The sequence below is a fragment of the Streptomyces sp. NPDC021019 genome, assembly GCF_044333295.1.
GTDB lineage: Bacteria > Actinomycetota > Actinomycetes > Streptomycetales > Streptomycetaceae > Streptomyces.
In genome coordinates this window covers 383,482-396,004 of record NZ_JBIRQR010000002.1, presented here as the reverse complement: position 1 = coordinate 396,004, position 12,523 = coordinate 383,482, and the positions used below count along the sequence as shown (strand labels likewise).

The following is a 12,523-nucleotide window of genomic DNA, read 5'->3' as shown; positions in this document are numbered from 1 at the left end:
CCGGAGGCCCGGATTCCACCCCATGGGCGTGTCGGGCGGCGCGTTGGGCACCCTCCCCGCGCGACCCCAAATAGCGTCCAGTAGGGTTTGGTCCGCATAAACATCCAAACCCCTGCCCGCGTCAGGGCCGGCGACCGACCAGAGACATACGGGCGCGCCGACCGTGCGGGCGAGACTCTCGGGAAGGCGCTACGTGAGTCCCAACGGCTCCGACCGCTCGTCGCGGCGCCCGATGCGGCGGAAGCTGCCGCAGGTGCTGACTGCGGGCCTGGTCCTGGCGACGGCCTCCGGTTGTTCATACAACTGGGAGGATTTCCCCCGCCTCGGAATGCCCACTCCGGTTACGGAAGAGGCCCCTCGGATCCTCTCCCTCTGGCAAGGCTCGTGGGCGGCAGCGCTCGTCACGGGTGTCCTTGTCTGGGGACTGATCCTCTGGAGCGTCTTCTTCCACCGGCGTAGCAGGACCAAGGTGGAGGTACCTCCGCAGACCAGGTACAACATGCCCATCGAGGCGTTGTACACAGTGGTTCCCCTCATCATCGTCTCGGTGCTCTTCTACTTCACCGCGCGAGATGAGTCGAAGCTCCTCGAGCTCTCCGACAAGCCCGCCCACACCATCAACGTGGTCGGCTTCCAGTGGAGCTGGGGCTTCAACTACATCGAGAAGGTGGATGGCCAGCCCGCGGCGGGCCCCGGGGTCCCCAAGGAGCTCAACGCCATCCCCGACAAGTACCAGAAGGACTTCCCCGAAGGCGCCGGCGGCGTCCACGACGTGGGCATCCCCGGGACCCGCAACCCGCAGAACGGCAACCCGGGTCCGACCCTGTGGCTGCCGAAGGGGGAGAAGGTCCGCTTCGTCCTCACTTCGCGTGACGTCATCCACTCCTTCTGGGTGGTGCCGTTCCTCATGAAGCAGGACGTCATTCCGGGCCACACCAACGTGTTCGAGGTGACCCCCAACCGCGAGGGCACCTTCATGGGCAAGTGCGCCGAGCTCTGCGGCGTCGACCACTCCCGGATGCTCTTCAACGTGAAGGTCGTCTCCCCGGAGCGTTACCAGCAGCACCTCAAGGAGCTGGCTGAGAAGGGTCAGACGGGCTACGTGCCGGCAGGCATCGCGCAGACGGACCCGGCCAGGAATGCGGAGAAGAACCAACTGTGAGCATCCTCAACGAACCTCAGGGTGCCGCTCCGGCAGACGACTCGTACGAGGACGAGCTGCCCGTGCGGCGCAAGCAGCCGGGAAACATCGTCGTGAAGTGGCTGACCACCACGGACCACAAGACGATCGGTACGCTCTACCTGGTCACGTCGTTCGTGTTCTTCTGCATCGGCGGACTCATGGCGCTCTTCATGCGCGCCGAGCTGGCCCGTCCGGGCACGCAGATCATGTCGAACGAGCAGTTCAACCAGGCGTTCACGATGCACGGCACCATCATGCTGCTGATGTTCGCGACGCCGCTGTTCGCCGGATTCGCGAACTGGATCATGCCGTTGCAGATCGGCGCGCCCGACGTGGCGTTCCCGCGGCTGAACATGTTCGCGTACTGGCTGTACCTCTTCGGCTCGCTCATCGCGGTGGCCGGCTTCCTCACCCCGCAGGGTGCGGCGGACTTCGGCTGGTTCGCCTACTCCCCGCTCTCGGACGCGGTCCGGTCGCCGGGTGTCGGCGCCGACATGTGGATCATGGGCCTGGCCTTCTCCGGCTTCGGCACGATCCTCGGCTCGGTCAACTTCATCACCACGATCATCTGCATGCGCGCACCCGGCATGACGATGTTCCGCATGCCGATCTTCACCTGGAACGTCCTGCTGACCGGTGTCCTGGTCCTGCTCGCCTTCCCAGTCCTCGCCGCCGCGCTCTTCGCGCTGGAAGCGGACCGAAAATTCGGTGCGCATATCTTCGACTCGGCCAATGGCGGAGCATTGCTCTGGCAACACCTCTTCTGGTTCTTCGGCCATCCAGAGGTGTACATCATCGCGTTGCCGTTCTTCGGAATCATTTCCGAGGTCATCCCGGTATTCAGCCGCAAGCCGATGTTCGGCTACATCGGCCTGATCTCCGCGACGATCGCCATCGCCGGCCTTTCCGTGACGGTGTGGGCGCACCACATGTACGTCACGGGCGGTGTGCTGCTGCCGTTCTTCTCCTTCATGACGTTCCTCATCGCCGTGCCGACAGGCGTGAAGTTCTTCAACTGGATCGGCACGATGTGGAAGGGGTCGTTGTCCTTCGAGACACCGATGCTCTGGGCCGTCGGCTTCCTGATCACCTTCACCTTCGGTGGTCTGACCGGCGTCATCCTCGCCTCGCCCCCGATGGACTTCCACGTCTCGGACTCGTACTTCGTCGTCGCGCACTTCCACTACGTCATCTTCGGCACCGTGGTCTTCGCGATGTTCTCCGGATTCCACTTCTGGTGGCCGAAGTTCACCGGCAAGATGCTGGACGAGCGGCTCGGCAAGATCACGTTCTGGACGCTGTTCGTGGGCTTCCACGGCACGTTCCTGGTGCAGCACTGGCTCGGCGCGGAGGGCATGCCGCGTCGTTACGCGGACTACCTCGACGCCGACGGCTTCACCGCGCTGAACACGATCTCGACGATCTCCTCGTTCCTCCTCGGCCTGTCGATGCTGCCGTTCTTCTACAACGTCTGGAAGACCGCGAAGTACGGCAAGAAGATCGAGGTCGACGACCCGTGGGGCTACGGCCGTTCGCTGGAGTGGGCGACCTCCTGCCCGCCGCCGCGGCACAACTTCCTCACGCTGCCGCGGATCCGTTCCGAATCCCCGGCGTTCGACCTGCACCACCCGGAGATCACGGCGCTCGAACAGCTCGACCACCTCTCCGAGTCGGACAAGGCCCTCGCCGGCGGCAAGGAGGCAGGCAAGTGAAGATCCAGGGACAGATGTTCATCTGGCTGAGCGTCTTCATCCTCTCCGTTGCCATCGCGTACGGCGTGTGGTCCAAGGAGCCGGTCGGCACCACGGCGCTCTTCCTGGCCTTCGGGCTGTCCATCATGATCGGCTTCTACCTGGCCTTCACGGCCAAGCGGGTCGACGCCATGGCCCAGGACAACAAGGAAGCGGACGTCGCCGACGAGGCGGGCGAGCTGGGGTTCTTCTCCCCGCACAGCTGGCAGCCCCTCTCCCTGGCGGTCGGCGGAGCCTTCGCCTTCATGGGCGTCGTCTTCGGCTGGTGGCTGCTGTACTTCTCCGCCCCCCTGCTCCTGATCGGCCTCTTCGGCTGGGTCTTCGAGTACTACCGGGGCGAGAACCGCACCCAGTGACACCGCACCCCGTGACACCGCACCCCGGGTGACACGCGCTACACCACGAAGGGCCCGCATCGCCGACAGCGACGCGGGCCCTTCGCTCGTTTGCAGTCACTGAACGCGCTGCAACGGATGAATCTTCTTAGCGTGGACGGCATGAACCACACGCCGCGCATCCGCACCGTAGTGAGCTGCACCCTGCTGGTCGTGACCCTCGCCGCGGGTGCGACCGCCTGTGGCTCGCCCGACGACCACCCGCTCTCCACGAAGCCTTACGACGCGGGCGACCAGGTCTCCTTCAACGGCCCCTCCGACCAGGAGAAGGCCGACCCCGACAAGCCCCTGGAAGTCACCGTCGAGGGCGACGACGGGCGCATCACCGACGTCAGCGCCGTGGACACCGGCGGCCGCCACCTCGCGGGGGAGCTCTCCGCCGACGGGAGGCGCTGGCGCAGCACCGCCCCGCTCGCGGCCGGCACCGGATACACCGTCAGGGTCGCCACGGAGAACGGCGACGGCGCCCCAGGGGTCCGTACGCTGTCCTTCGACACCTCCTCGCCCAAGAAGTTGCTGAAGGTCGCCTTCGGCCCGGAGGCGGGCACCTACGGCGTCGGGCAGCCCGTCACGGCGGAACTCAGCGCTCCGATCACCGACAAGGCGGCCAGGGCCACCGTCGAACGCGCCCTGAAGGTCCGCTCCACCCCGGCGGTCACCGGCTCCTGGTACTGGGTCGACGACAAGAAGCTGCACTACCGCCCGAAGGAGTACTGGCCCGCGAACGCCACCATCGAGGTCCGCTCCAACCTGGCGGGCATCAAGGTGACCAACGCGCTCTACGGAGCCGAGGCCAAGCCCTTGAAGCTCACCACCGGCGACCGGATCGAGGCCATCACCGACGCCGCGGACCACACCCTCACGGTGCTCCGCAACGGAGAAGTGATCAACACCATTCCGGTCACCACCGGCAAGCCCGGCTTCTCCACCCGCAACGGGGTCAAGGTGGTGCTCGCCAAGGAGCAGTTCGTCCGGATGCGCGGGGAGAGCATCGGCATCGCCGCCGGCTCGTCGGAGTCGTACGACCTGCCGGTCTACTGGGCCACCCGGGTGACCTGGAGCGGCGAGTACGTCCACGCCGCCCCCTGGTCCACCGGCTCCCAGGGCAACGCCAACGTCAGCCACGGCTGCACCGGCATGAGCACCGACAACGCCGAATGGTTCTTCGACACCGTGCGCGAGGGCGACATCGTCAAGGTCGTCGGCAGCGAGGGCGAGGACATGGACCCGTTCGGCAACGGGTTCGGCGACTGGAACCTCTCCTGGGAGAAGTGGCAGAAGGGCAGCGCCCTCCACGAGGGGGCGCCGGACAGCCCGGGAACGCTCCAGGCCGCCCGCCTGCGTCCCCACGTCTGATCCCGGGCCGGGAGTGCCTCGCGGCGCGGAACGTCCCTCAGCGGGCCGCAGGGGCCCCTCAGGCGTCCACGGCGAGCCGACGGCGCAGCAGCGCCGCCAGCGCGTCGGCGAACTCCACCGGGTCCACCGGGAGCGTCACGGCGGCCTCCGCCCGGCTCCAGGTGGCCAGCCACGCGTCCTGCGGGCGGCCGATCAGCAGGAGCACCGGCGGGCAGTGGAAGATCTCGTCCTTGATCTGGCGGCAGACGCCCATCCCGCCGATGGGAGCCGTCTCCCCGTCCAGCACGCAGACGTCGACGCCGCCGGCGTCGAGCGCCTTGAGGACGGCCGGGAGCGTCGCGCACTCCAGGAACTCCACCGGTGGCACGTCCGCGGCAGGCCTGCGACCGGCCGCCAGCCTCACCTGCTCGCGGATGTTGGCATCGTCGCTGTAGACCAGGACCGTGGCGGTCGCCTGCATTGTTCCTCCGTGACATCGACGTCGTCGGGGCTCTCGGGGCATGAACCGATGCGCGGATCGTACTCCGCCCGACCGCCCGTCAGCACCGGTAATGACGACCTTCCGATGGGCCGTTCGGCGCAGGGTGCGACCCCTGCAGACGGTACGGACACACCGAACGGCACCCCCCGGGGTGAGGGCGGGATAAGCGACCGACATAATGTCGGTCGTGGCGACAGCAACGACAGTAGAAACCGGGCACGCGCACCCGTCGGTCAATCGACCGAACCTCACCAGCGTCGGAACCATCATCTGGTTGAGTTCCGAGCTGATGTTCTTCGCGGCCCTCTTCGCGATGTACTTCACCCTGCGATCGGTGATGGGACCCGATTACTGGAAGGAGATGTCCGATCATCTGAACTTCCCGTTCTCGGCGACGAACACCACGATCCTGGTGCTCTCCTCACTCACCTGCCAGCTCGGCGTTTTCGCAGCCGAGCGGGGCGATGTGAAGAAGCTCCGCACCTGGTTCATCATCACGTTCGTGATGGGTGCGATCTTCATCGGCGGCCAGGTCCTGGAGTACACCGAGCTGGTCAAGGACGCGGGGCTCTCCCTGTCGTCCGACCCGTACGGCTCGGTGTTCTACCTGACCACCGGCTTCCATGGTCTGCACGTGACAGGCGGTCTCATCGCCTTCCTGCTGGTCCTCGGCAGAACGTACGCGGCCAAGAGGTTCACCCACGATCAGGCCACCGCCGCCATCGTCGTGTCCTACTACTGGCACTTCGTCGATGTCGTATGGATCGGCCTGTTCGCAACGATCTACATGATCAAGTAACCGGGTTCGCACCCGCCCACCATCGACGCAGAAGATCCTGACACCGGGGTAATCCGTGAAAAAGCTCTCCGCACGACGACGCCATCCACTGGCGGCGGTCGTCGTACTACTCCTCGCGCTGGCGGCTACCGGGGGGCTGTACGCCGCGTTCGCGCCTGCGGGCAAGGCGCAGGCCGATGAAACCGCCCAGTCCCTCGCCATCGAAGAGGGCAAGAAGCTCTACTCCGTAGGCTGCGCCAGCTGCCACGGAACCGGCGGTCAGGGCACCACCGACGGGCCGTCCCTCGTGGGCGTGGGCTCCGCCGCCGTCGACTTCCAGGTCGGTACGGGCCGTATGCCCGCGCAGCAGCCGGGCGCCCAGGTACCGAAGAAGAAGGTCATCTACACCCAGGCGGAGATCGACCAGCTCGCGGCGTACGTCGCGTCGCTCGGCGCCGGTCCCATCACGCCGACCGACAAGCAGGTCGACCCCGCGGGCGCGGACGTCGCCAACGGTGGCGAACTGTTCCGCACCAACTGCGCCCAGTGCCACAACTTCACCGGTAAGGGCGGAGCCCTGACGGAGGGCAAGTACGCCCCCGACCTCGAAGGCGTGAGCCCGAAGCACATCTACGAGGCCATGCAGACCGGCCCGCAGAGCATGCCCTCCTTCCCCGACACGACGATGCCGGAGCAGGAGAAGAAGGACATCATCGCGTACATCGAGACCGTGAACGGTGACGAGACGGAGAGCCCCGGCGGCCTGGCCCTCGGCGGTCTCGGTCCGGTCAGCGAAGGTCTGTTCGCGTGGATCTTCGGACTCGGTGCGCTCGTCGCAGTCGCCGTTTGGGTCGCGGCCCACACCGCTAAGGCCAAGAAGTCATGAGTAGCCAACAGATTCCAGAAGACAACCTGCCTGTGGTGCAGGAGACCGCGCACGGCGCGGTGGAGCGTCACGACGACCCGTTCGCCGACCCGGGACTGCCGGCCCACCAGCCGCGCATCCAGGACCTCGACGAACGCGCCGCGAACCGCTCGGAACGCGCCGTCGCGTTCATGTTCACCCTCTCGATGCTGGCGACGGTGGGCTTCATCGCCTCCTACGTCATCTTCCCGGTGGACAAGATCGTCTACATCTGGCCCTTCGGCCATGTGAGCGCGCTGAACTTCTCCCTGGGGCTCACCCTGGGCGCGGCGCTCTTCTTCATCGGCGCGGGAGCCGTCCACTGGGCGCGCACCCTGATGTCCGACGTCGAGGTCGCCGCCGACCGTCACCCGATCGAGGCCCCGCCCGAGGTCAAGGCGCAGGTCCTGGCCGACTTCAAGGCCGGCGCCGAGGAGTCCGCGATCGGTCGGCGCAAGCTGATCCGCAACACCATGTTCGGTGCGCTGGCCCTGGTGCCGCTCTCCGGCGTGGTCCTGCTGCGCGACCTCGGTCCGCTGCCGGAGAAGAAGCTCCGCACCACTCTGTGGGCCGAGGGCAAGCAGCTCATCAACATGAACACGATGAAGCCGCTGCGCCCCGAGCACATCACCGTCGGATCGCTGGCCTTCGCCATGCCCGAGGGGCTCGACCCGGAGTCGCACGACTTCCAGACGCAGATGGGCAAGGCGGCCCTGATGATCGTCCGCATCGAGCCGGACGACATCAAGGACAAGCGCCAGCGTGACTGGGCCCATGAGGGCATCGTCGCGTTCTCCAAGATCTGCACCCACGTCGGCTGCCCGATCAGCCTGTACGAGCAGCAGACGCACCACGTCCTCTGCCCGTGCCACCAGTCCACCTTCGACCTCTCCGACGGCGCTCGCGTCATCTTCGGTCCGGCCGGCCACCCCCTTCCGCAGCTGCGGATCGGTGTCAACAGCGAGGGCAACCTCGAGGCGCTCGGCGACTTCGACGAGCCCGTCGGTGCTGCCTTCTGGGAGCGCGGATGAGTACTGCGACAAAGAACCCCTCCGCCGCCGGACCGGCGAGCGGACGCAAGGCTCCGGCCGGCGAGCGGGTGGCCGACTGGGCGGACGGCCGACTGGGCATCTACGGCCTCGCCAAGGCCAACATGCGCAAGATCTTCCCGGACCACTGGTCCTTCATGCTCGGTGAGGTCGCGCTCTACAGCTTCATCATCATCATCCTCACGGGTGTGTATCTGACGCTGTTCTTCCAGCCGAGCATGGGCGAGATCGTCTACCACGGTCCGTACGAGCCCATGCAGGGCATCCGGATGTCCGAGGCCTACGCCTCGACCCTGAAGATCAGCTTCGAGGTCCGCGGCGGTCTGCTCGTCCGGCAGATCCACCACTGGGCCGCGCTGATCTTCCTGGCCGCCATGTTCGTGCACATGATGCGCGTCTTCTTCACGGGCGCGTTCCGCAAGCCGCGCGAGATCAACTGGCTCTTCGGCTTCCTGCTGTTCGTGCTCGGCATGTTCACCGGGTTCACCGGCTACTCCCTGCCGGACGACCTGCTCTCCGGTACGGGTGTCCGCTTCACCCAGGGCGCGATCCTGTCCGTGCCGATCGTCGGCACGTACATCTCGATGTTCCTGTTCGGCGGCGAGTTCCCCGGCCACGACTTCGTGGCACGGTTCTACTCGATCCACATCCTCCTGCTGCCGGGCATCATGCTCGGACTGCTGGTGGCGCACCTGATCCTGGTCTTCTACCACAAGCACACGCAGTTCGCGGGTCCCGGCCGGACCAACAAGAACGTCGTCGGCATGCCGCTGCTGCCCGTGTACATGGCGAAGGCCGGAGGGTTCTTCTTCCTCGTCTTCGGCGTCATCGCGGCCATCTCGGCCATCGCCACGATCAACCCGATCTGGGCCATCGGCCCGTACCGGGTCGACCAGGTGTCCACCGGCGCCCAGCCCGACTGGTACATGGGCTTCGCCGAGGGTCTGGTCCGCGTGATGCCGGGCTGGGAGATCAACCTGTGGGGCCACACGCTCGCCCTGGGCGTTTTCATCCCGCTGGTCGGCTTCGGCGTGGTCCTCACCGCGATCGCGGTGTACCCGTTCATCGAGTCCTGGGTCACCGGCGACAAGCGCGAGCACCACATCCTGGACCGTCCGCGCAACGCCCCGACCCGTACGGGCTTCGGCGTCGCCTGGATCACGGCGTACTTCATCGGCCTCGTCGGCGGTGGGAACGACCTGTGGGCCACGCACTTCCACCTGTCGATCAACGCCATCACCTGGTTCGTCCGGATCTTCTTCTTCGTCGGACCGGTCATCGCGTTCATCGTCACCAAGCGGATCTGCCTCGGCCTCCAGCGCCGCGACCGGGAGAAGGTGCTGCACGGTCGCGAGACCGGCATCATCAAGCGCCTGCCGCACGGTGAGTTCGTCGAGGTCCACGAGCCGCTCAGCCCCGGGCAGCTGCACACGCTCACGGCGCACGAGCAGTACCAGCCGCTCGACCTCGGCCCCGCGGTCGACGAGAACGGCGTCAAGCGCAAGATCTCCCCGGTGCAGAAGCTGCGCGCCAAGCTCAGCAAGGGGTTCTACGCCGACGGGAACCAGATCCCCAAGGCCACCCCCGAGGAGTACAAGGAGATCAGCGAGGGCCACGGCCACCACTGATCACCTGAACCGATCGCCACCGTGAGAGCCCCGTCCATTCGATGGACGGGGCTCTTCGCGGTCCCCCCGGCTGGATAGGGTGGAGCCATCTTTCCTGACCGGCTGTGGACCCTGGAGCGGACCATGAACGTTGTGACCCCGAACGGCGGCGACAGCGTGGCGGACCGTTCCTGGCCCGGCCTCCTGAACCCCCTCCTGCGCGGCGAGAACCTCAGCTCCGAGGAGACCGCCTGGGCCATGGACCGGATCATGAGCGGCGAGGCGACCGACGCGCAGATCGCGGGGTTCGCCGTCGCGCTGCGGGCCAAGGGCGAGACCGTCGACGAGGTCATCGGACTGGTCCGCGCGATGTACACCCACGCCAACACCATCGAGGTGCCGGGCCGGACCGTCGACATCGTCGGCACCGGCGGCGACCTCGCCAGGACGGTCAACATCTCGACCATGTCCGCGATCGTCATCGCCGGCACCGGCGCCAAGGTCGTCAAGCACGGCAACCGGGCCGCCTCCTCCGCCAGCGGCTCCTCCGACGTACTGGAGAAGCTCGGCGTCAATCTGGAGCTGACCCCGCAGCGGGTCGTCGAGGTCGCCGAAGCGGCGGGCATCACCTTCTGCTTCGCCGTGAAGTTCCACCCAGCCCTGCGGTACGCGGCCAAGGCCCGCAAGGAACTCGGCGCGCAGACCACGTTCAACATCCTGGGACCCCTCACCAACCCGGCCCGGGTCCGCGCCCAGGCGGTCGGCGTCGCCGACGCCCGGATGGCGCCCATCGTCGCGGGCGTGCTGGCCGACCGGGGTAACTCGGCCCTGGTCTTCCGCGGTGACGACGGCCTCGACGAGCTGACCACCACCGCCACCTCCCGGGTCTGGGTGGTACGCGACGGCGCGGTCCGCGAGGAGCCCTTCGACCCGCGCGACGTCGGGCTGCCCATCGTCCCCGTCGAGGCGCTGCGCGGCGCCGACGCCTCGTACAACGCCGATGTGGCCCGCCGGCTGCTGGACGGCGAGGGCGGCGCGGTCCGGGAGGCGGTGCTGCTCAACTCGGCGGCGGCCCTGGTCGCCCTGGACCCCGGCCCCGGCACGTTGACCGAACAGCTCGCGGCGAAGATCCTCGTCGCGGCCGAGGCCATCGACTCCGGGGCCGCCAAGCGGGCCCTGGAGCGCTGGGTGGTGGCCAGCAACGCCTGAACGCGCGACGGAGCCGCCCGCGGCCCGCGCGGTGTGACACAGGGCGCAGTCCGGATACCGGACTGCGCCCTTGCGCGTCTGCACACGTATGGCAAGATGCTGCGCAGGTCATGAGTGACAGCGACTACGGCCCCGGCCCGCTGTCCGGCAACCCTCCGTCCGTGGCGGGGTGCCCCGGGTGAAGACCAGGCCGTAGGCAGCGAGGTCTGCGGCAAGCGCGGGCCCCTCGGCATCCAGCGGATGCCAACCCCCGGGGTCCTGGTCCCTAGGGAGTCTTCTGTGAGCAAGCGAATGCGCTAGGGCTGATCGCCCTCCTTCCGCGCACCCTTTTTCCCTTCCCCTCCCTGCGCTGCCGCGTACTGCCGGCGCATGGATTTCGCCTGCCTGTTACGGGAGTTCGTCATGTCTGTCCCCGCCGCTGCCCTCGACTCGTCGGTTTGTGCCCCCCTGCCCGTTCTGGGGCAGAACGTCACGGTCCCGCTCGTCACCGGCGGTGAGGTGACCTACGCCGCGCTCGACTACGCCGCCAGCGCCCCGGCCCTCCAGCGCGTCTGGGACGACGTCGCCGCGTACGCCCCGTACTACGGCAGCGTCCACCGCGGCGCCGGCTACCTCTCGCAGCTCTCCACCGACCTCTTCGAGAACAGCCGCCGCACGGTCGCGGAGTTCCTCGGCTGCCGCGCGGACGACCAGGTGGTCTTCACCCGCTCCACGACCGACTCCCTCAACCTGCTGGCCGCCGCGATCCCCGCCGACTGCCAGGTCTTCGTGTACGAGACCGAGCACCACGCGTCCCTGCTGCCCTGGCGCGACGCCCAGGTCACCTACCTCAACGCGCCCCGCACCCCGGCCCAGGCCGTCGAGACCCTGGAGCGCGCGCTCGCCGATCGCGACCCCTACGGCCCCGCCCTCGTCTGCGTCACCGGCGCGTCCAACGTGACCGGCGAGCTGTGGCCGGTACGGGAACTGGCCGCCGCCGCCCACGCCCACGGCGCCCGGATCGTCCTGGACGCCGCGCAGCTCGCCCCGCACCACCCCGTGGACATCGCCGAACTGGACGTCGACTGGGTCGCGTTCTCCGGCCACAAGCTGTACGCCCCCTTCGGCTCCGGCGTCCTGGCCGGCCGGGCCGACTGGCTCCAGGCCGCCGAGCCGTACCTCGCCGGCGGCGGCGCGTCCCGCAAGGTCGCCCGGCGCGCCGACGGCGGAGTGGACGTCGACTGGCACACCACGGCCGCCCGCCACGAGGCCGGTTCGCCCAACGTCATCGGCGTCTACTCCATCGCCTCCGCCTGCAAGGCCCTGACCGAGGCCGGCTTCGAGGGCCTGGTCGCCCGGGAGCAGGCCCTCGTGGGCCGGGTCCGCGAGGGACTCGCCGAGGTACCCGAGGTGCGGGTGCTCTCGCTGTTCGGCGACGACGCCCCCCGCGTCGGCGTCATCTCCTTCGTGGTGCGCGGCTGGAACAGCTCGCACTTCGCCGCCGCCCTCTCCGCCGAGTACGGCATCGGCGTGCGGGACGGCCTCTTCTGCGCCCACCCGCTGGTGCGCACCCTGCTCGGCAGCGACCCGCAGGACCCGGGCGAGTGCGGCGCGCCGGAGGCGGAGCCGGGGGAGCGCTCGCTCAACGCGATCCGCGTCAGCTTCGGCGCCGGTACGCCCGACGAGCACATCGACCGGTTCCTGCGGGCGGTCTCCGAACTGGTCCGCGAGGGCGCCCGGTGGAACTACCGCACCGAGGACGGCCGCTGCGTCCCGGACCGGGGCGAAGCCGCCCGGGTCTGACACGTTCTGATGAAACACCTCGGCCGGG

11 protein-coding genes and 1 riboswitch are annotated in these 12,523 nt (G+C 68.0%); of the genes, 10 read left to right on the top strand and 1 reads right to left on the bottom strand.

Translation table 11 applies throughout. From position 1 onward, the window contains the following. Positions 1-193 precede the first annotated feature (193 nt). The 4 genes from coxB to ACH4RG_RS12705 all read left to right on the top strand — a co-directional run bounded on the left by coxB (position 194) and on the right by ACH4RG_RS12705 (position 4,685). Positions 194-1,162, top strand: a complete 969-nt coding sequence (gene coxB, locus ACH4RG_RS12720; protein WP_397916441.1) for a cytochrome c oxidase subunit II — start codon at positions 194-196, stop codon at positions 1,160-1,162. Next, a complete protein-coding gene (ctaD, locus tag ACH4RG_RS12715) occupies positions 1,159-2,895 on the top strand; it encodes a cytochrome c oxidase subunit I (RefSeq protein WP_397916440.1) in 1,737 nt (578 codons plus the stop codon). The genes coxB and ctaD overlap by 4 nt, the downstream gene beginning before the upstream one ends. Next, a complete protein-coding gene (locus ACH4RG_RS12710) occupies positions 2,892-3,290 on the top strand; it encodes a cytochrome c oxidase subunit 4 (RefSeq protein ID WP_265602098.1) in 399 nt (132 codons plus the stop codon). The genes ctaD and ACH4RG_RS12710 overlap by 4 nt, the downstream gene beginning before the upstream one ends. A gap of 141 nt (positions 3,291-3,431) precedes the next feature. After that, positions 3,432-4,685, top strand: a complete 1,254-nt coding sequence (locus ACH4RG_RS12705; RefSeq protein ID WP_397916439.1) for an Ig-like domain-containing protein — start codon at positions 3,432-3,434, stop codon at positions 4,683-4,685. 58 nt (positions 4,686-4,743) lie between these two features. Here ACH4RG_RS12705 and ACH4RG_RS12700 read toward each other — a convergent pair whose 3' ends face one another. Then, positions 4,744-5,145 carry a hypothetical protein gene (locus ACH4RG_RS12700; protein ID WP_397916438.1) on the bottom strand — a complete coding sequence of 134 codons (402 nt, stop codon included), beginning with the start codon at positions 5,143-5,145 and terminating at the stop codon, positions 4,744-4,746. Positions 5,146-5,344: 199 nt separating this feature from the next. Here ACH4RG_RS12700 and ACH4RG_RS12695 point away from each other — a divergent pair, with 199 nt between their 5' ends. From ACH4RG_RS12695 to ACH4RG_RS12670, 6 genes are all read left to right on the top strand, one after another. Next, the gene (locus tag ACH4RG_RS12695) at positions 5,345-5,965 is read left to right on the top strand and encodes a heme-copper oxidase subunit III (protein ID WP_003969635.1); all 621 of its coding nucleotides are present in this window, start codon (positions 5,345-5,347) and stop codon (positions 5,963-5,965) included. 55 nt (positions 5,966-6,020) lie between these two features. Beyond that, positions 6,021-6,830 (top strand): c-type cytochrome, encoded by an 810-nt coding sequence (locus tag ACH4RG_RS12690; RefSeq protein WP_018957425.1) that lies wholly within the window; start codon positions 6,021-6,023, stop codon positions 6,828-6,830. After that, positions 6,827-7,879: a ubiquinol-cytochrome c reductase iron-sulfur subunit gene (locus ACH4RG_RS12685; protein WP_215102947.1), complete on the top strand. Its 1,053-nt coding sequence runs from the start codon at positions 6,827-6,829 to the stop codon at positions 7,877-7,879. Before ACH4RG_RS12690 ends, ACH4RG_RS12685 begins: the two co-directional genes overlap by 4 nt. Then, positions 7,876-9,525 carry a cytochrome bc complex cytochrome b subunit gene (locus ACH4RG_RS12680; protein ID WP_397916437.1) on the top strand — a complete coding sequence of 550 codons (1,650 nt, stop codon included), beginning with the start codon at positions 7,876-7,878 and terminating at the stop codon, positions 9,523-9,525. The genes ACH4RG_RS12685 and ACH4RG_RS12680 overlap by 4 nt, the downstream gene beginning before the upstream one ends. A 123-nt stretch (positions 9,526-9,648) precedes the next feature. Beyond that, positions 9,649-10,713: an anthranilate phosphoribosyltransferase gene (trpD, locus tag ACH4RG_RS12675; protein WP_397916436.1), complete on the top strand. Its 1,065-nt coding sequence runs from the start codon at positions 9,649-9,651 to the stop codon at positions 10,711-10,713. 106 nt (positions 10,714-10,819) lie between these two features. After that, a riboswitch (SAM riboswitch) is annotated at positions 10,820-10,937 on the top strand. 178 nt (positions 10,938-11,115) lie between these two features. Further along, the gene (locus tag ACH4RG_RS12670; RefSeq protein WP_398160939.1) at positions 11,116-12,495 is read left to right on the top strand and encodes an aminotransferase class V-fold PLP-dependent enzyme; all 1,380 of its coding nucleotides are present in this window, start codon (positions 11,116-11,118) and stop codon (positions 12,493-12,495) included. Positions 12,496-12,523: the final 28 nt, after the last annotated feature.

Bases quoted from the DNA above. Each gene is read 5' to 3' on its own strand.
- ACH4RG_RS12705 (WP_397916439.1), top strand. From the start codon at position 3,432: ATGAACCACACGCCGCGCATCCGCACCGTAGTGAGCTGCACCCTGCTG.
- ACH4RG_RS12700 (WP_397916438.1), bottom strand. From the start codon at position 5,145: ATGCAGGCGACCGCCACGGTCCTGGTCTACAGCGACGATGCCAACATC.
- ACH4RG_RS12695 (WP_003969635.1), top strand. From the start codon at position 5,345: ATGTCGGTCGTGGCGACAGCAACGACAGTAGAAACCGGGCACGCGCAC.
- ACH4RG_RS12685 (WP_215102947.1), top strand. From the start codon at position 6,827: ATGAGTAGCCAACAGATTCCAGAAGACAACCTGCCTGTGGTGCAGGAG.
- ACH4RG_RS12680 (WP_397916437.1), top strand. From the start codon at position 7,876: ATGAGTACTGCGACAAAGAACCCCTCCGCCGCCGGACCGGCGAGCGGA.
- trpD (WP_397916436.1), top strand. From the start codon at position 9,649: ATGAACGTTGTGACCCCGAACGGCGGCGACAGCGTGGCGGACCGTTCC.
- ACH4RG_RS12670 (WP_398160939.1), top strand. From the start codon at position 11,116: ATGTCTGTCCCCGCCGCTGCCCTCGACTCGTCGGTTTGTGCCCCCCTG.